General features: G+C 68.6%; 17 protein-coding genes and 2 pseudogenes. 8 read left to right on the top strand and 11 right to left on the bottom strand.

Features of this window, described 5'->3' with window-relative positions; translation table 11 throughout:
- Positions 1–4: 4 nt before the first annotated feature.
- A complete protein-coding gene (locus SMIR_RS36825) occupies positions 5–625 on the bottom strand; it encodes a non-oxidative hydroxyarylic acid decarboxylases subunit B (protein ID WP_212727991.1) in 621 nt (206 codons plus the stop codon).
- Between the two features lie 94 nt (positions 626–719).
- Here SMIR_RS36825 and SMIR_RS36820 point away from each other — a divergent pair, with 94 nt between their 5' ends.
- The 3 genes from SMIR_RS36820 to SMIR_RS36810 all read left to right on the top strand — a co-directional run bounded on the left by SMIR_RS36820 (position 720) and on the right by SMIR_RS36810 (position 3639).
- Positions 720–1607, top strand: a complete 888-nt coding sequence (locus SMIR_RS36820; protein WP_212727990.1) for a helix-turn-helix transcriptional regulator — start codon at positions 720–722, stop codon at positions 1605–1607.
- Positions 1608–1712: 105 nt separating this feature from the next.
- Positions 1713–2858, top strand: coding sequence for a PP2C family protein-serine/threonine phosphatase (locus SMIR_RS36815; protein ID WP_212727989.1), 1146 nt, complete (start codon positions 1713–1715; stop codon positions 2856–2858).
- 160 nt (positions 2859–3018) lie between these two features.
- Positions 3019–3639: a GNAT family N-acetyltransferase gene (locus SMIR_RS36810; RefSeq protein WP_249938542.1), complete on the top strand. Its 621-nt coding sequence runs from the start codon at positions 3019–3021 to the stop codon at positions 3637–3639.
- A gap of 92 nt (positions 3640–3731) precedes the next feature.
- Here the strand turns inward: SMIR_RS36810 and SMIR_RS36805 are convergent, their stop codons facing one another.
- From SMIR_RS36805 to SMIR_RS36795, 3 genes are all read right to left on the bottom strand, one after another.
- Positions 3732–4421, bottom strand: a complete 690-nt coding sequence (locus SMIR_RS36805; RefSeq protein WP_168489441.1) for a DUF4232 domain-containing protein — start codon at positions 4419–4421, stop codon at positions 3732–3734.
- Between the two features lie 836 nt (positions 4422–5257).
- Entirely contained in the window at positions 5258–5830 is a 573-nt protein-coding gene (locus SMIR_RS36800) for a suppressor of fused domain protein (RefSeq protein ID WP_212727988.1), read from the bottom strand.
- Between the two features lie 455 nt (positions 5831–6285).
- Positions 6286–7320 (bottom strand): sigma-70 family RNA polymerase sigma factor, encoded by a 1035-nt coding sequence (locus SMIR_RS36795; protein WP_248002807.1) that lies wholly within the window; start codon positions 7318–7320, stop codon positions 6286–6288.
- Positions 7321–7562: 242 nt separating this feature from the next.
- On the opposite strand from SMIR_RS36795, the gene SMIR_RS36790 reads away from it, so the two are divergent.
- On the top strand, positions 7563–9002 hold the full coding sequence (locus tag SMIR_RS36790) for an MFS transporter (RefSeq protein ID WP_212727987.1): 1440 nt from the start codon (positions 7563–7565) through the stop codon (positions 9000–9002).
- 1531 nt (positions 9003–10533) lie between these two features.
- Here the strand turns inward: SMIR_RS36790 and SMIR_RS36780 are convergent.
- Positions 10534–10962, bottom strand: coding sequence for a VOC family protein (locus SMIR_RS36780; protein ID WP_212727986.1), 429 nt, complete (start codon positions 10960–10962; stop codon positions 10534–10536).
- A gap of 656 nt (positions 10963–11618) precedes the next feature.
- Between SMIR_RS36780 and SMIR_RS36775 the strand changes: the two genes are divergently transcribed.
- Complete coding sequence (locus tag SMIR_RS36775) at positions 11619–12593, top strand: NAD(P)-dependent alcohol dehydrogenase (RefSeq protein WP_212727985.1); 975 nt, start codon at positions 11619–11621, stop codon at positions 12591–12593.
- 255 nt (positions 12594–12848) lie between these two features.
- Here SMIR_RS36775 and SMIR_RS36770 read toward each other — a convergent pair whose 3' ends face one another.
- Both SMIR_RS36770 and SMIR_RS36765 read right to left on the bottom strand, forming a co-directional pair.
- Positions 12849–13220 carry a hypothetical protein gene (locus SMIR_RS36770; protein WP_212727984.1) on the bottom strand — a complete coding sequence of 124 codons (372 nt, stop codon included), beginning with the start codon at positions 13218–13220 and terminating at the stop codon, positions 12849–12851.
- A gap of 437 nt (positions 13221–13657) precedes the next feature.
- Complete coding sequence (locus tag SMIR_RS36765) at positions 13658–13906, bottom strand: alpha/beta hydrolase (RefSeq protein ID WP_212727983.1); 249 nt, start codon at positions 13904–13906, stop codon at positions 13658–13660.
- Between SMIR_RS36765 and SMIR_RS36760 the strand changes: the two genes are divergently transcribed.
- Positions 13874–14410: an MmyB family transcriptional regulator gene (locus SMIR_RS36760; protein WP_249938649.1), complete on the top strand. Its 537-nt coding sequence runs from the start codon at positions 13874–13876 to the stop codon at positions 14408–14410. The two genes, SMIR_RS36765 and SMIR_RS36760, sit on opposite strands and share 33 nt — an antisense overlap.
- A 520-nt stretch (positions 14411–14930) precedes the next feature.
- Here SMIR_RS36760 and SMIR_RS36755 read toward each other — a convergent pair.
- Positions 14931–15395 (bottom strand): GtrA domain-containing protein, encoded by a 465-nt coding sequence (locus tag SMIR_RS36755; protein ID WP_212727982.1) that lies wholly within the window; start codon positions 15393–15395, stop codon positions 14931–14933.
- A 123-nt stretch (positions 15396–15518) separates the two neighbouring features.
- On the opposite strand from SMIR_RS36755, the pseudogene SMIR_RS36750 reads away from it, so the two are divergent.
- Positions 15519–15699: pseudogene (locus tag SMIR_RS36750) on the top strand (Zn-dependent oxidoreductase); the annotation flags it as partial.
- Here the strand turns inward: SMIR_RS36750 and SMIR_RS43870 are convergent.
- Positions 15682–15978 (bottom strand): annotated as a pseudogene (locus SMIR_RS43870) (alpha/beta fold hydrolase); the annotation flags it as partial. The pseudogenes SMIR_RS36750 and SMIR_RS43870 overlap by 18 nt on opposite strands.
- Positions 15979–16174: 196 nt before the next feature.
- Between SMIR_RS43870 and SMIR_RS36745 the strand changes: the two are divergent.
- Complete coding sequence (locus tag SMIR_RS36745) at positions 16175–17197, top strand: S66 peptidase family protein (RefSeq protein ID WP_212727981.1); 1023 nt, start codon at positions 16175–16177, stop codon at positions 17195–17197.
- 291 nt (positions 17198–17488) lie between these two features.
- Here the strand turns inward: SMIR_RS36745 and SMIR_RS36740 are convergent, their stop codons facing one another.
- Positions 17489–17905: a DUF7919 family protein gene (locus SMIR_RS36740; RefSeq protein WP_168489457.1), complete on the bottom strand. Its 417-nt coding sequence runs from the start codon at positions 17903–17905 to the stop codon at positions 17489–17491.
- Positions 17906–17908: 3 nt separating this feature from the next.
- Positions 17909–18118, bottom strand: coding sequence for a putative adhesin (locus SMIR_RS36735; protein ID WP_168489459.1), 210 nt, complete (start codon positions 18116–18118; stop codon positions 17909–17911).
- Positions 18119–18135 lie beyond the last annotated feature (17 nt).

The raw sequence follows: 18135 nt of genomic DNA, 5'->3' as shown, positions 1-18135 counted from the left end.
GGTGTCAGCAAGCGCGAACGCCGTTGGGTGTGGGGGCCGCAGCGGGCGTGGTGGCGCGCGCGGAGCGCATCCCCTCCCAGCGTTTGGCGGCGGGGAACGGCAGGTCGAACTGGTCCAGCACGCGGGCGGTGACGTGGTCCACGATGTCGTCCACGGACTGCGGGTGGTTGTAGAAGGCGGGCATCGGCGGCACCATCTGCACGCCCATCCGGGACAGTGCCAGCATGTTCTCCAGATGGATCTCGCTCAGCGGGGTCTCCCGGGGGACCAGCACCAACTTGCGCCGCTCCTTGAGAACGACGTCCGCGGCGCGCCCCACCAACCCGTCCGCGAATCCCGCGCGGATGCCGGCCAGGGTCTTCATCGAGCAGGGCACGATCATCATGCCCTCGGTACGGAAGGAGCCCGAGGAGATCGTGGCGCCCTGGTCCTCCGGGTTGTGCACCTCGTCGGCGAGCGCGGCCACCTCGCGGGCCGAGAAGCCGGTCTCCAGCTCGATGGTGGTGCGCGCCCAGCGGGACAGCACCAGATGGGTCTCCACCTCGGGAAGCTGCTTGAGCGCCTGCAGCAGCCGCACCCCGAACGGTGCCCCGGTCGCCCCTGTCATCCCCACGATCAGCCGCATGGCGCTGCCCTCCTTCACCAGTCAGTCGATTCTTGCCTCGCTCTCCACGCTAAGGCGTGTTCGCAGGTCATTCGGGTTACGATCTGGACAGGAGGTGTTCAAAATCGGACAGCAGAGGATTACCGAAGTTCCGTTCCGCCCGGCAGCCGGGGCGCTGCCCGGCCTGGAGGTGCTGCCGCTGGCCCGACTGCCTAGGCGGGCCGCCGAGCACGGGTTGGATCCGCGGACGCCCGGGCGGGCCGCCTTCCACCATCTGCTGACGGTCGAGGAGGGGACCGTGCGGCTCACCGTGGACGGAGAGCCGCTGCCGGTGCCGCCCAGCGCCTGGCTGTGGATCCGGCCCGAACAGGTGTACCGCTTCGACGAGAGTCTCGAGCATGCGCAGGGCACCCTGATCCTCTTCCAGCCCGGCCTCCTCGATCCGGCGACCATCGCTGCGGCCAGCGTCGATCCGCCCTATTCGCGGGGCCCGCTGCTGCCGACCGCGCAGGAGACCGAGCCGATCGACCGGACGCTCGGGCTGCTCATGGAGGCGTACGGGGAGACGGGCGCGCTTCGGCTGGACGCGCAGATTGAGCTTGTCCGGCACCTGCTGGCGGCGCTGGTGCTGCGGCTCTCGCACCTGTACGTCCGCGAGCGGGGCGCGCGCGAGGCAAGTGAGGCGTTCCGTGCGTTCCACGCGGCGGTCGAGCGCGACTTCGCCGAGAGCCGCACCGTCGCCGACTATGCCCGGGCGCTCGGATACAGCTCGCGGACGCTGACCCGCGCCTGCCTCGCGGCGGCGGGGGTCACCGCGAAGCGGTATCTGGACGAGCGGATCGTCCTGGAGGCCAGACGCCTCCTCTTCCACACCGAGTTGCCGACCTCGGCGGTGGGCGAGCGGCTCGGCTTTCCCCATCACACGGCGTTCTCGAAGTTCTTCCGGCACAACACCGGGGAGACCCCCAGCGACTACCGCTCGCGGGCCTCGGGACGGGGCTAGGGTCTGTTGTGAAAGTGCTGGTCACAGCCACTTGTTGATGGCTGCGGCCAGCACCGTTGCTTCATAACGCACGGCCACGAGCGCGCGTCGGGGCAGAATGGGCGCATGGGTGTCCGGCGTGGGCGTTTGTCGCGTGATCGCCTCCTGGAGGAGCCATCGAGCCGCGGGCTGGTGGCGATCCCGCTCGTACTGATCGTGGCGATCACCGTGCTGGATCTCTACACGCCAGCCGATGTCCATCTTGGGCCTCTGCTGGTCATCGCGCCTGCGCTCACTGCCTCTCTCTCCGGGACGCGGCTGACCGCTCTCGTCGGGGTCCTCGCGGTGGCGGCCCTGGTGCTCGTCGCCGTGCTCGAAGGCGGACTGACCACGGCCAACCGCATGGCGCAGATCCTCGCGCTGCTCGTCCTCTCCGCCCTGACAGTTTTCCTGCGATACGTCACGGAGCGGCGTGAACGTGCGCTGAGCCGGGCACGCTCGGTGGCGGCGACCACGCAGCGGGTTCTGCTGCGGCCTCCGCCGCGCCGGATCGGGCCGTTGCGGGTCGCGTGGCTGTATCTGTCCGCGGAGGACGAGACGCAGATCGGGGGTGATCTCTTTGCGGTCGGCCGGGCCGGGCATGCCGCGACCCGGGTGGTGATCGGCGATGTGCGGGGCAACGGCCTGGCCGCGATCGGTGAGGCTTCGCTGGTGCTGAGTGCTTTCCGTGAGGGCACTCACCGCTGTGCCTCTCTGCTTGAGCTGGTGGCTGCCCTTGAGGACAGCGTCTGCCGGAACGTGGAGGACGTGGCAGACACCAAGCACGATCCCGGCGAGCACTTCATCACCTGCCTCGTTCTGGAGATCCCCGACGAGGGCCCGGGGGCCGAGATGGTCACCTGCGGGCATCCGCCGCCGCTGCTGGTGACCGGTCAGCAGGTGATGGTTCTGCACGCCCGCCGCCCCCTGCCGCCGCTGGGCATGTGCGAACTGCCCTTCGAGGCACGCCGCACTGACCCGTTCACCTTCCAGGCCGGCGACATGCTCGTGCTCTACACCGACGGTGTCATCGAGGCCCGCTCACCGGCCAGAGCGTTCTATCCGCTCGCCGAGCGGGTCGCGTCCTTCCCCGCCGCGGGCCCCGACGATCTGCTGGACCGGATCCACCGCGACCTGCTCGCCCACATCGGCGGCCCTCCCGTTGACGACGCCGCCATCCTTGTCATCGAACACACCCCCTCGCACCACCTCCTTCGGCCCCGCACCCACTAGAGGCCTCAACGGCTCCCACCAGCTCCGCACCAGCTGACAGCGCATATCCAACGTAACGGGCGGACTTGACCCTCCGCCAAGCTCGACGACCCATCCCAGAATCAGGTCTTGGTGGAGTACGACGGTGGCGTCGTCGGCTACTCGACGATCAGGTGGTGGCATGAGCGGAACGGGACGTGGCTGTACCTGCACCGCGGCTACCTGCTGCCCGAGCACCGCGGCCAGCCAGGGCACCGGCTCGGCCATGCTCAACTGGGCAGAAAGCCGAATCCGCCAGCTCGTGCAGCAGCACGGAACCGCACAGACGGCCGTGATCGGCGCGAACGCCATGGCCTCCGAACAGGAGGCGACGGCGCTGCTGCTCGAAACTGGATACCGGCGTGTCTTCAGCCTGGTAGAGCTGGAGCTGGCCGATCTCCGACAGCTCCCCGACGAAGAGCAGTGGACGTTCGAGAGCTTCCTCGCCACTGCCGACCCGACCTGCTGGCGGGCCGCTTGGGAGGGGGAAAGCAAGGCCGGGGGCCGCCCTGTGCTCCATCCGTCGGCACGACCCAACTGTGGGCGAAGTCGAGAACTGAGCGTCCGGGCAGAGTCAAGGCGTCTGGGCCTTGGGCGGGCCCTGCTGCTGGGCGGGGTGCGATGTCTTCGCGAGCACGGTGCGAAGACCGCCCGGTTGTACACAGGGACCGCGAATCCGCACCGATCCTACGACCTCTACGAAAGCGTAGGGTTCCGGCGCCAGAACGAGTACGTCCGCTACCGCAAGCCGATCGCCGTCTGATCCGACAGAGGTAGCTCCGCAACACCCTGGCGGTGCGGATTGCCGAAGACTCAGCCCGGCTTGATCGACCGGACAGGTCCTAGGCGTGCGGGTCAGCCGCCCTGACCGGCGCTTCCGACCGGGCCGACCTTCACCGGGGAGCCGGAGCCGTCCGTGACGGGCAGCGTGGCGGCGCCCGGCCAGTTGAGGGTGACCGACTTCGTCTCGTCCGGCGGGGTCACCACCAGCCCGGTGACGCGGACGCCGGAACCACCCGACTTGTTGAACGGGTAGTTGACGGGGAAGAACGTCGACTTCCCGTTCTTGAGGACGGCCGAGCCGGCCTGCTGGCCGGTGCGCTTCGCGGACAGCGATCCCGCGCTGGTCTTCAGGTCGACGCCCGCGTACCCGGAGATCGTGCAGTCCCGGCCGCTGTGGTTCGTCAGTTCGACCACGACGGTGCCGTCGGGATCGCCGTCGATGGTGTTGTCCTTCGCCGTGATCTCCAACTCGTCGGTGCGGCACCTGCCGACCTTGGCGTTCGCGTTGGAGCCGGTCCCGGCGGCCGTACCCGTCCCGCCGGAACTCGTTGCGCCGGAGTTCGTTCCGGAGCTCGTCCCGGCGGAGTTCTTCGCGCCGCCCTGGTCCGAACTGCCCGAGTCCGAACCGCCGTCCGAGGACGACGCGGTGGCCCCGGACGACGGGCCGCTCTGTCCCGTGCCGGCGTCGTCGTTCTGGCAGGCCGTGAGCGAGAGACCGGCGGCGACGGCCAGGGCGGCGAAGGTGAGCTTGTGAACGCGCATCGTTTCTTCCTCAGTATCGGTTGGCAGTGTCGGCCGCTCGGTACGGGTCGGTACGAGCGAGCGTTTCCGACCAACAGGACCGGCCCGGCCCGGTGGACCGTTCCATACAGTCACCTCATAAGACATCCCTGTTACACGCACAGCCAGACACAACGCGCGCCATCACCGGGCAGACCGCGCCGGGACGCGCCGCCGGCCAGCCGGGACGGCGGATCCCGCCACCGTCGCGCACCCGTTCGCAGCCGCCGCCCGTTGGGACAGACCCGTAACCCGACGGACCACAACCGATCGTCTGCCCTCCTCATCCCGCGTAGGACGCAATGGCGGGGGCCGGGCATGCCCGGCTGCGTCGATGCTTGCTGCACTCGCGTCCCAGGCCTGGCTCCGCGAAGCCGGCGGGCTTGGCTTCCTGACGCGGGGCACTGGGTATGGCGTGTTGAGTCGCACGGGAGGGACCGTGGTGCGGGAGATGGGACCGGGGCGGACGCTCGATGGGCGCTACCGGATCAGGAACCGGGTGGGATCCGGCGGACTCGGGTCCGTGTGGACGGCGTACGACGAGGCCCTGCGAGTGGAGGTGACGGTCGAGGCGGTGGGGGCGGCGGGCTCGGAGAGGATGGCACGGGTAGCACGGACTCTTCGCGCGGCCGCGCAGCTGCGGGACCATCCGAACGTCATCCCCGTATACGACATCGTGGAGACGGACGGCGTGCTGTGGACCGTCATGCCGCTCGTCTCGGGCCCGTCCCTCGCCGACCACCTGGCCGAACACGGCCGGATGTCCGGCGAAGGGAACCTGCTGTCTGACCGCAGCGCCGACCGACACGAGCAGAGCTCTACAGGTCGAGCTGGGGACGGTCGGGATCGAGGAGATCGGGGTCCTGGCGAACCAGCGCGTCTTCGAAGGCCTCCCAGCCTTCATCGCGAATGAAGGCGGTCTCCTCCGCCGTGATGGGGATCAGCCAGACGACGGCGACATCACTGCCGTTCTCGATGGTGACCGAGAAGAAGTCGTCGTCGAAGTAGACGGGCAACCCCGCGTAGAGGGACGTCATGGTTCCGCCGGGCAACGGTGCGGGAAGCGGCACCACGTCGCCGCGAAGGATCGCCTCGCCACTCGCCGTCAGCTGCCCGGCGACGTACTCCAGTATGTCGGGGAAGTACCCATAGCCCTTGGTGCGGCTGGCGTTCTCGCAGGCCAGCAGTTCCAAGTGGAAGTGACGGTCCGAAGTCGGGTGCCACAACGGAGTACGAGAGAGGCCGACCGTCGCGAACGCCTGGGCGCCCGGGAGCAGTCCCTCGCGGAAGCACGCCAGCTGAGGAGCGCCCTCCGCAGCGCCTGCGGGTGGAGACCAGGCACCGATCATGCGCCCGAGTCGGCTCTCAAAGTGGTCTATGAGCTCCGGCATCAGGCACTCCCGTCTGACATCCGAGCACGTCAGGCCCGGCGATAGCCAATGATCCCCTGGACAGTAACGATCGGGACGAGGCGGGAGCCAGTCAGGCTGACCTCGAACGGAGCCGCCAGCTGCCCCGCAGTCGTAAAGCAACGGCATTGGCCGACGAAGGCCCCTGGTACCGCTCGCCTCAGCCACCGCGAGCTGTGAAACAACCTGCGGACGGCGACAAACCTCAGCTCCAGGGAGGTTCGTGACGAGCAGTTTGCGCAAGCACCCAAGCCGAAGAGAAGTCTGCGAGCAGACATACATGTCGATGTCCTGCCTGGCTGGATCATCGCCTGCTGTATGCAGCACGGCTGAGGGCAGCAGGCGGCTGTACCGGGTGCAGCCGCATCGTCGAGGCGGCCTGCAGTCTTAGGCATCCAACCCGAGGCGGACGCAGGCCAGTTCGGGAAGCAATCCGACTAAGGGCCGGTGGCGCGTAGCGAGCGGGGCAGGCCGAAGCGAGGGAGCAGGCCGTTGTCGACGAAACGGGTCAGCGCCGAGACACGGTGGCCGGACAGGGTGAGGACGAGCAGTCCGTGGGCGTGCGCGATCGGCGTCCTCGGATCGACGAGGTAAAGGCCGTACGCGGGCTGGCCGTTGGCGTGCGTGGGCACCAGCCGGAAGCGGCGGCCGTCGCGCAGCGCGACCGTCCTCAGGAAGTGGCCGATGGCCTCCAGCCCCTGGTACTCGTACGACAGGGGCGGCATCGTCAGCCACGCGTCGTCGGTGAGCAGGGCGAGGATCGCGTCGACGTCGGCGCGTTCGAAGGCGAGGGAGAAGTCGTCAACGAGTTTGCGCTCGCGGGGTGAGTACGGCAGCTCCGCCTCGGCGTGGGCGTCCGCGGGCAGCCGGGTCGCGAGCGTGGCCCGAGCCCGTTTCAGCGCGCTGGTGACCGAGTCGACGCTGGTGTCGAGCATTCCGGCGACCTCGGCCGCGCGGAAGCCGAGCACGTCCCGCAGGACCAGCACCGCCCGCTGCCGGGGCGGCAGGTGCTGCAGCGCGACGAGGAACGCCAGGGAGACCGCCTCCTTGGTCTCGTAATGGGCCTCCGGTCCGGGCGCGGCGTCCGGCAGCCCGGCGAGCAGCACGTCCGGATAGGGCTCCAGCCAGCTGGGGTCTCCGCGGCGGGTGGGTTCGGGCAACGGAACCTCCAAGCGGTACGCCCAGCCCTCGCCGGGCCGGCGGCTGCCGTCCCGCAGCGCGTTCAGGCAGCGGTTGGTCGCGATCCGGTACAGCCAGGAGCGCAGCGACGACCGCTCCTCGAACCCGTCGAGCCCGCGCCAGGCCGCGAGCAGGGTCTCCTGCAGCAGGTCCTCGGCGTCCTGCACCGAGCCGAGGATGCGGTAGCAGTGCACCTGCAGCTCGCGCCGGTAGGGCTCGGTGAGCTCACGGAACGCCTGCCCGTCGCCCGCCCGCGCCCGCTCCAGTGTGAGCGTCGACATGGGCATCGGCATCGGCGTCTCCTTGCTCGGCATTACGTCGCCTCCCAGGCTCCGGTTCGTCGAGGGTTTGGGCAGTTCGGGTCCGTCGACAGTTATGACACCCACGGCGGCCGAAACTGGTCGCCGAATCCCGACCGTCCGCGGAATCCACAGCCGATCGCGGAATCCGCGACCGTTCGCCGCCCAGTTTCCGGACCACCGCGTGTCTTCACCACCGACAGCACGACTGCAGACACACGGCGACGGGAGCACCAGTGAACAGCAACGAGAAGTCCGTCACGGGGGCGCAGCGGTGGACGCTCGCGCTGGCGTCGGTGGGTTCGTTCATGGTCGTCCTCGATCTGCTGGTGGTGGCCACGGCGCTGACCGCGATCCAGCGCGACCTGCATGCGTCGATCGAGGATCTGGAGTGGACGATCAACGCGTACACCCTCAGCTTCGCGGCCCTGCTGATGACCGCGTCGTCGCTCGGCGACCGCTTCGGCCGCAGGCGGCTGTTCGTCGCCGGGCTCGCCCTATTCGCCGTGGCGTCGGCCGCATGCGCGCTGGCCCCCAGTACCGGCACCCTGATCGCGGCGCGCGCCGTCCAGGGCATCGGCGCGGCGACCGTCATGCCACTCGCCCTGGCCCTGCTGAACGCCGCGTTCCCGCCCGAGCGACGCGGCTGGGCGCTCGGCATCTACGGCAGCGTCACCGGCCTCGCTGTGCTGCTCGGCCCGGTCCTGGGCGGCGTGATCACCGAGGGACTGGCCTGGCAGTGGATTTTCTGGCTGAACGTGCCAGTCGGCCTGGTCGCGATCCCCTTCGTGCTCGCTCGGATCAAGGAGGGCTTCGGCCAGGGCACGGCGGTGGACTTCCCGGGCCTGCTGCTCTTCACCCTGGCCGCGTTCGGGCTCGTCTGGGGCCTGGTCCGGGCGGATGCGGCGGGCTGGGGCAGCGGGGAGGTGACGGGTGCGCTGGCCGGGGGAGCGGTCCTGGTCGTTGTCTTCCTGGTGTGGCAGTCCCGGGCCCGTACGCCGATGCTGCCGCTGCGGCTGTTCCGCTCCCGGGCGTTCTCGGCGGGCAATGCAGTGATGTTCCTGCTCAGCGGCTCGATGTCCGCCTCGGTGTTCTTCATCGCCCAATATCAGCAAGTCACCCTGGGTCAGGGCCCGTTGGGCGCCGGTCTGCGGCTGCTCCCGTGGGGCACCTTCGTGGTCCTGCTCGCCTCGCGCACCGGAGCACTCGCCGACCGCTGGGGCGAACGCTCTCTCGTCGTCGCCGGCCTCGCCCTGCAGACCATCGGCACGTCCTGGATCGCCCTGATCGCAGCCCCGCACCTCTCGTACGCGCCCCAGGTCGTCCCGCTGAGCCTCGCGGGCATCGGCTTCGCCCTTGCGATCCCCGCCGTCACCAAAGCGGTGGTCAGCACCAGCACACCCGCCGACATCGGCAAGGCCTCCGGCGCCTACAGCACGATGCGACAGCTCGGCGGAGCCTTCGGCGTCGCGATCACCGCCGCGGTATTCGCCGCCACCGGTGGCTACACCTCCGCCGCGGCCTTCAGCGACGGCTTCGCAGCGGCAATGGCGGTGGCCGCCGGCCTCGGCGTCGCCGCAACGCTGGCGGGTACCTTGCTGCCGCCCCCGCGGCGACCGGTTCTGCGCGCCCCGACGGGAGCACCGACCGAGGCAGACCGGGTGCACATCTCGTAACCGGCCGCCACCGGGGCGCGGTTCAACAGATGCCGAAGGGGCTCGGCCGAGGATCCGGCCGAGCCCCTTCAAACTGCCCGAGGACCTGCGCGGGTGAACCGCCCGCCGCTCCTGGCGAACTGGGAGCACTGGGAGCACTGGGAGCACTGGGAGCACTGGGGCAGGCCTTGCTCCGGAGCGGCCGAACAAACCTTCGCGCCGATTGCTGCATGCAGCCCGCGGGTGCAGCAATCGCAGGTTCACCGCAGTCCCACACCGTGCAGAGGACATCCGAAGGGCATGGGCGGCGGGTTCTCCCAGACTTGGGCGTTCTGCCGGTACAGCTCCTCCCACCCGCGTTCGTCGTATTCCGCGACGTGCACTGGTCCTCGGCAGCCATGCCCTTGGGGTCTGTCGTGATGTACGGGAAACGGTGGCGCGCTGCGGCAACCCGGCAACCTTCGCGCGCGGCGCGGACTCCGAGATCTGTTGCTGCTCTGCTTCCTTGACGTAGTGCATGGTCACGGGCGCGTCCCCGGTCAGCTTGCACACCAGGGACAGCACCACGGTGAGCATGTCATCGTCGCGCGCACCGTCGCCGGCGCCGTCACAGCGACGCTCGTGGCGATACCGGAGATCCGCAGCCAACGGCGGGACCAAGGCAACGGTCACCAGCAGTGCAGCCGGCGAACCTGGCGCGGCTATGTGTCTGGTGTGCCGGGTGTATCGATCCGTGCAAATACTGCGCTGCGCCAGAAGCGGGTCCAGGAGCTGGAACAAACTTGGGTCCGCAGCGGCCGCATGTTGCAATCGGCAGCAGCGCCTATGGGGCGTTCTTTGCGATCGTCAGGAATTGGCATGGCCTTCACGGGACAATCGGACTCGGACGGCGACGCCCCGGTCGTGGGTCAACCGGCAGTCGGGCATCCCAGTGTGTTCCGGGACCTGCCGTCCCCCTCTGGGCGCCCCTGTCAGTGATGCCTTCGAGTCCGAACGCGTCCCGCTGCCGCCGGGCAGCCTTATCGCTCTGTACACCGATGGGCTCCATCGAAAGCCACGACCACGAACTGGACCACGGCCTGGGCCGACTGGCCCACGCACTAGGCTCGCCATACACTCTGCGAGACCCGTGACCATGTCTTCAGCCAACTGCCGAAACGGCGCTCCGCCCGGCTGGCGCCCAACGGCCTTACGACGAGCGGGAGAAGACCGTCCAGCAGATCGCCGCCATGTTCGGCGAGCCCCGGCGATGGTGTACGGACACTTCGACGAGGCCACGGCCGTGCCCCGCCAACCGAAGAAGACCATGGCCACGAATCCCTGAAAACCACCGGCAGGTTGCTTATTCCCCGGTGTCTGGGCTGGGACTAATCCGAACGATAGACGGCCAGCGCACAGAAGCGCCCCGTTCCCGGCAACTCAAAGACGGTGTTGGCGAATCCGCCCGCCAAGCGGCTCCCCGGCACCTCGCCGCCCCGGGTGTTGGCTCGGGGCGGGAAGCTGGGGAGCCGCTCGGTGTGAGGACCTGCCGGGATCGCCGCTCAGCGGCTTGCTAGGGCCGGGCGTACGGCCGAGTCATGATCTCCATGTTGTGGCCGCCCGGGTCGTCGAAATACGCGCCACGTCCGCCGAAGAGGCGGTTGATCTGGCCCGGTTCGGTGTGGTTGGGGTCGGCGTAGTAGGTGACCCCAACCGCCTCCAGGCGGGTGATCATGGCGTCGAAGTGCTCGTCAGGCACGAGAAACGCGTAGTGCTGCGGCTGGATCGGCTCGTCACGCTTCTCGTAGTAATCGAGTGTCACGCCGTTGCCCAAGTCGACGGGCAAGAACGGCCCGAAGGACGCGCCGACCCTCAAACCCAGGATCGCGGCGATGAACTCGGCTGACAGGTGCCGGTCCGTAGCGTAGATGGCAGTGTGGTTCAGCTGGATGGCGTTGGCCGGCAGCTCAGCTTCGTACTGGCGCTGCTCATCATGTGGCATGTGTGGACGTGTCTCCGAGTCTTGGGTCCGCTGTTGAGCGCCGCGTGTGGGCGCTGAGAGGAAAGACAGGGACGCATCGGCGGGGCTCTTGCCCGCCTCGCGCTCACGCCGAGGCCGGGCGCCTCACTCGTGCATGGCCTATGGCCGACCCGGCAGTCACCCGACCAAGCCTAATGCCCCATCACGCACCACGGCAACGCTTGTCTCCCGCTGTCAGGGCCGGAAGGCTGCCAGGTGGGACGTCCGAGTGCCCCGCCCGCGGGGTGCTGGTCCACCAGGCGTTGAGGCGGTGGAACGCCGCAGGCCGAAGGCTCGGACGCCCTGGGAGATCGTGCCTTCGACACCGGCCCGGTGGGCGTACCACTTCCACTCCTGGGTGTCTTCCCGGGCTCGTGCCTGCTGAGTGAAGCGCCGGTCCGGCTATCGCCCCTTCCTTCGTTGCGGCACCCCACCCCCGCCCTGGGCGAAGCCTCATGTACAGGAGATGGTCATTCGCATCATCGATGTCGCCCGCACCGTCGCCGCCCGGTTCCGTGCGTCACCTAGGGATTTGCCCCGATGCCCGCACCGGGGTCGCTCGCCTACCGTCGTGAGCAGTGCTGAACTTCTGGTCAGCCGATCCATTCCGGATCGAACTCGTGTGCTATGGAGACCCGATGAAGGCGATCGCCCAGGACCGGTACGGCTCGCCTGCCGTCTTGGAGCTCAGGGAGGTCGCCAAGCCTGTCGTCGCCGACCATGAGGTACTGGTTCGAGTCCACGCGGCTGCGGTCAACGCCCGCGACTGGCACCTCATGCGGGGCGACCCGTACCTGGCGCGCCTGGTGCTCGGGTTGAGCGGCCCAAAGACGAAGATCCGGGGCACGGACTTCGCGGGTCGGGTGGAAGCGGTGGGCAGGAACGTGAAGCGGTTCCGTCCCGGTGACGAGGTATTCGGCGAAGTCGACGGCGCATTTGCCGAGTACGTGTGTGCCCAGGACAACGTGGTGGAGCCGAAACCGGCCGGTCTGTCGTTCGAGCAGGCGGCCGCGGTGCCGCTGGCGGGGAACACCGCACTGATGGGCCTGCGCGACCTGGGACAGGTACAGCCGGGACAGCACGTACTGGTCAATGGTGCGTCAGGTGGTGTGGGCACCTTCGCCGTACAGATCGCCAAGGCGTTCGGCGCGGAAGTGACCGGCGTGTGCAGTACGAGAAACATGGAACTGGTCCGGTCTACGGGCGCGGATCACCTCATCGACTACACCCGGGAGGACTTCACCCGGAACGGACGGCGGTACGACGTCGTGTTCGACCTGGTGGGGAACCATTCATTGACCGAGTGCCGACGCGCGCTGACACCCACGGGGAGGCTCGTTCTCTCCGGTGGGGGCGTATCCGAAGGTGGGAGTCTTATCGGGCCGATGGGCCTCATCCTCAAGGGCCAAGTGATGTCACGCTTTGCCCACCATCGGCTGCTCATCCTCACGGCGACGCCGAGCAGGGAGAACTTGGCAGCGCTGAGAGAACTCGCCGAGTCCGGGAAACTCACCCCAGTCATCGACCGGACCTACCCTTTGAGTGAAGTACCCGAGGCCATCCGGTACCTCGAAGTGGAGCACGCGCGCTCGAAGGTCGTCATCACCGTGTGACGGACCACTGAGGCCCATCATGTACCTGAGGCCGCCCCCTCTTCCTCACCTCCTCCCGATACCTGGACCAGTCAGCAGACGGCCGTGCCAGCCAGGGAATCATGAGCGCTGATGACGTTCAGGGGGACACAACCTGGCCACGACGACAGGGGGAAGACTGGTCCGTACACGGTCCAGGGGTGGCCGATGGCTACGACGCGAGCATTCGGCACCGCCGTTCGCGGTTTCGAATGCGGCCCCCGGGCAGTGGATGGGCTACCGGTTGAGGGTGACCGAGTTGTAGGGCGTCAGGTCGAAGCTCCCGATTTCCTGCACCTCGAGCGCCACGTGGCAGCCGACGCCGTTGTAGCCGGTGCACAGGCTCATGCCGGCGCCGCCGTACTGGTTGTTGAAGACGTAGTGGTCGCCGTACTGGTTGCTCAGGTTGTGGGCGCCGTAGCTCCAGTACACGTTGGTCGGGTGGGGGTCGAGGTACGGGTTGCGGTCCTGGCTCCAGATGCAGACGGCCCCGTAAGGGCAACCATTCCAGTCGCCTTCAGCGGGCTTCGCCCGCGCCGCGCCGCACATCGCCACGACGGCGGTCGCCGCGGTAGCCAACGCGGCGACGCCGAGCGAGATTTTGCGCATGTCATTCCCCCTATGTCTGAACCGGTCGACGGAAAGGACATAACCATCGGCTGCGCGCCGTCGCTCTGACCATCGTTTCGACGGTGCCCGAAAGGGGTTTGGGCCGGCAATACCGCAGGAGGAAGGTCGCCAAGTCGCAGGCCCTGCAACGCAAAGCCCGCTAGCCGACAGGTGAACAACTGCGCAGGCCTAACGGCTGGAGGTGATGCCGCGGGCTGCATCAGCGTGACGGGACGGGGTGTCCCGTCACGAACGATCCGGCCCCAGCCGGGCCCGGTGACGTGCGGCACCAGTTCAGTTGAGACGTGGGGCTGCTGGGCATCTCGGTTGATGTGGTCCCGGGTGTATGGATGCCGGACGCTGTCTCGGGTGGTCCGGTCCGGTTCAGCACACCGTCGGGCTGGTAGAGCGCCCACATCGGCGACCCGCCCTGACGTCTACTCGGTGTCGGCCAGCTGGGCCCGGAAGAAGTCGGTCAGCTTCTCGACCGCGAGCCCGACGTACGGCTCCTTGTCGTAGAGGTCGACGTGGCTGGCGCCGTCGAGCCAGTGGAGCTCCTTCGGGGCGCGGGCGTTCTGGAACGCTTCGACGCTCATCCAGGAGGTCACCGCCTCGCGTCCGACGATCATGAGGAGCGGGCGCGGCGCGATCAGGTGGACGAAGCGGAAGGAGTCGAAGACGGCCATGCGGTCGACGCTGGACCAGGTGAAGGCGCGGCCGCCCTGCTCACCGACTTCGGCGCGCTCGCCCCGGCCGAACGCAACCTGATCCGGATGACCTTCCTCGACGACGCCTACCGCGCGCTGTACGCGGACTGGCCGCGAGCCGCGCGCGAGTGCGTGGCTGTTCTGCGCATGGAAGCCGGCCGCCACCCCAAAGACCAGGCCCTCGCCGCGCTGATCGGCGAGCTGAGCCTGCGCGATCCGGACTTCCGCACCTGGTGGGCAGGCCACCGGGTCCGTGGGCCGCGCCAGCTCGCCAAGACCTACCTCCACCCCGTCGTGGGCAGCATCACCCTGGACGTTCAGCAGTTCTCCGTCGACACGCAACCTGACCAGCAACTGGTCGCGTACACCGCCCCACCCGACTCTCCCTCCCAGGAAGCACTGCGTTTCCTCCTCCAGTGGGCGGCCCGTCCCGACCGGGCGAACGACAGTCCAGCCACGCAAGACAATCACCGCAGGAAGTGACCAGGCGGTACGCCCCTGGGCAGCACAATCGCCGCGAGCTCATCCCCGCCGCCATCGGCCCCGCGCCAAGAGGGTGGAACACGTCACGGAGCATCATGGCCTGTACGCGGAAGGCATCACTCAACGAGCGCCGGCCGCTTCGAACACACCGGTGAACCAGATCCCTTGAGGGCACACGCGAAAAGGACCAGATCATCTGAGACGGGGACCAGATCCTTGGAGACACGACACGGGGAGAGGCCGCGAGAGGCAACAGGTGTCCCGTCTCAGATGATCTGGTCCAGCCAACCCGATCGACACAGGCCAGCAGGGCTCGTAGCCACTCCCCCGCTCACCGACTTCGCCGGCACCCTCGACCTGATCCCCCCCGACAGCCGCCGCCTTGCGGAACGGGCCGCCGTGCGGTTGGCCGTCGACCCACGAGGCCGACGGCCAGCCGCACGTCCATCCGCTACTGCCGATCCCCGAGGGACGCGTCGCCCGCCCCGGCGCCGGGCCGCAGTACTTTCCCCGTCGGCCCTCACGCCGCCGCGTCGTACGCGGCCCGCAACCGGACGCCGCCGGTCCGGGGCCTCGGGGCGCGCTCCGCGAACACAGCCAGACGCAGCACGAGATAGCGGCCGATCCCGACTAACGCGGTGGCCGACAGGTACACCGTCTGCTGCAGGACGAGTCCGGCGCCGGGACGGAGCACGGCCAGCGAGCCGACCGCGGCGGATGTGACCAGCCAGCCGAGGGCAATGGTTGCCGCGCTCTTCAGGTGGCCGGCCAGACCGGGCCGTCCGTGGCCGAACGAGACGCGGGCGTGCAGCTCGGTGGCGACCACGGTGGAGGCGACGGTGGTCAGCGCGTTCGCCGCCATCCACGGGATCCACTGCGAAAGCAGGACCAGGGCCGCCGAGGCAGCCACGGTGACCCCGCTGCCCAGCCCTGCGAAGCGCCCGAAGGCCGCCGCGTGCCGACGGATCAGTCGCAGGCCGTTCATGGTGATCCCCTCCCTGGCCGCTACCCCTAGCGGGGCCGTCGTCGTCATGCCGCAGAGCGTGGCCGACCCCCCATTCAGCGCGGTTTCAGAGCGTTCTCAGGGGTGCCGGCGGTGGTGAAACCGGTGCGGCTATACACCGCCGCCCGCCTCGACAGTGATCAGCTGCTCAACGGACTGGAGTTGGGGAAGCCCCGAACCGGCCGTGCCCGCCGGTTGGACCACCGTCACCGTCAAGGCCGCCCCGCTCACCCACCACTATCTGTGGACCCTGGAGGGGGTCGGCATCCGCGAGGTCGAATCCCCACGGGGCGACGTAGGCAAGGTCGTCGTCTATGAGCCCGCCCGGGCCGGCCTCCGCGGCTGGACCGACGACGTCGCCGAACCAGGACCACGCATCAGAGAGTGCGGCATGATCGGCCGGGGTGAACATCTCCGGGTCGTACTCGGCACCCGCCTCGTAGTTCTCCTTCGCCGCGCGCCCCTGGGTGGCAGCACGTAGGGACGCCACGCCGGAGTCCGTCATGTCCGCGAACCAGTCAAGCCCTTCGGCGACGAACGGGGCCAGGCCGCCGAACGCCAGCACACGAGTCTGCCCGGCGATGGTCCTCTCGGAGCCGCAGCGGCACTGCGTAACCGCGCGCCGGCTGTGGGCGCTCACGTAATTCCCCCGGGGTCGGCTCATGGATGGGAACCAGCTGGGGGCTGTGCGGGTTGGGTCTGCTGGGCGGTCGATCGGTATATGGGTCGCGTGTCGTTGCGCGTGTCGGGATACTGCGCCGGTGAGCGGTTCTGCACTGCCTCAACTGCTTCGACCTCGTGCCCTGAGGCCCGGAGATCTCGTTGTTGTCGCATCGCTGTCCGGGCCGCTCCATGCCGCTTACGAGCCCGATCTCGAGCAGGCGGTGGTCGTGCTGGAGCGGATGGGATTCCGCGTGCGTCGGGCACCGCTGCTCGAAGCAGGGCTGCACCGTTGGTGGAGCGCGGCTCGGCCGGCGGAGATCGCCGAGGAGTTCAATGGACTACTGCGTGATCCGGAAGTGCGCGCGATCATCGCGCATGACGGCGGTCAGACGGCGCTCGGTTACCTCGACCTGATCGACGTCGAGGCGATCACTGCCGACCCCAAGCCGATCCTCGGCTACAGCGACATCTCACTGCTGCATCTGGTGCTCTATGCGCGCACGGGTTTGGTCGGCTTCCATGCCGACTTGGCCACCCCTGGACTCGGCGGGCACTGGCAGGCTGCGCCCGCAGCGCGCCAAGCGGTGCTTGAGAAGCTCTACTCAAGGCTGCTGACCAGTGACGAGGCGATCGGTGCGCTGCCGGCCACCCCGTCGTGGGAGTGCTGGCGTGCCGGTCGCACCGAAGGCCGGCTGATCGGAGGGGTGATCAACCGCATCGTGCTGGCGCAGGCGACGCCTTTCGCGCTGCCGCTCGAATGGTTCGACGGCGCGGTGCTGTTCTGGGAGGAGATGGGCGGCCAGGCATCGTATGTGTGGAGCTATCTACAGGTGCTGCGGCACTGCGGCATCCTTGATCGGATCTCCGGCATGGTCGTGGGCGTCCCGCACGCGATCGACGGGCTCGGGACACCTGACGCGTCCCCGACCCTCCCCGAGATAGTCCTCGACGTCCTCGGCGACCGTGACATCCCGGTCCTGGGCAACGTCGAGTTCGGACATGCCGGCCCGAATCTGCCGATGCCGGTCGGCATCCGCGTCGCCCTCGACGCGCAGCAGCGGACACTGTCGCTGCTCGAACCGGCGGTACGGCCGCACGCGATGACGGGACCGGTCGGCTGAGCAACGCGGATCAGTGGTTCTTCGCCACCCCCTGGACGCCAATCGAGTGGGCGACACCGGCTCGTCCTCGACCACGGGCTCGCTGAACTTCCCCATTAGCTTCAGGACTAGATCTACCAGACTGTGCCGTGCCGCCGATGCTCTGCGTGAACCCGACGACCCGCAGCGGCTGCCCGCCGTCGAAGTCGGCGATGTCCCGCCCGGGCGTACGGCGCCGGATCCACGCCCAGCGCAGCAGCACGTCCACCAGGGTCTCGGGACCCGCGGAACGGCGTTCCGCGCGTGCGACCGTCACTTTCCCACCCCCGTCGCCAGTACCGCGTCGACGAATTCCCGCGGCGGCTGGTATCCGTGGTCCGCCACGTAATGCACGACCAGCGCCGGGGCGGCGTAGACACGGCCTTGGCCGCCCCGCACATGGACCTCTCCGCTGCCGATGAACACATCCCGGAACCTGACGTTCTTCCGCGCTTCCTGGAAGGTCGGGCAGAAGTCGCAGAAGTGCATGCCCCGGTAGACGTTCACCGTGTCCTTGGCCAGGTCCAGGAGGGCTTCCACGAATCCCTCGGGGACGTCGCCCCGCCAGAACTCGTGCCCCTCGGCGAGCCACCCCACGTTCAGCAGGGACGCGCCAGAGCCCGCGCCCTCACCCGTCTCGTCCGCGTCGTCCGAGTACTCGTACGGGCTGAGGTCGTTGTAGTACGCCATCGCTCATCTCCTGGGGTTCACATGCTCGCGGCAGATCACAACGCGGCACGCGCCCATGTTCGGTTCCAGGATGTCACTCAGTTTGGTGGGCTTCGACGCGCTGATCGACCTGCTGCTGATGTTCAGTTTGTCGGGGGTGCCGACGGTGTAGTCGGGAATGCTCCGCCCCGGCCCGAACGTCTCGGCGGGCGGAATGTTCGCACCCGTTTCCACGGCGAGACCGAGGGAGT

Origin of the sequence: Streptomyces mirabilis (assembly GCF_018310535.1) — a bacterium.
Lineage (GTDB): Bacteria > Actinomycetota > Actinomycetes > Streptomycetales > Streptomycetaceae > Streptomyces.
The sequence above is the reverse complement of the archived record's forward strand: the minus strand, read 5'-3'. Positions and strand labels throughout refer to the sequence as shown.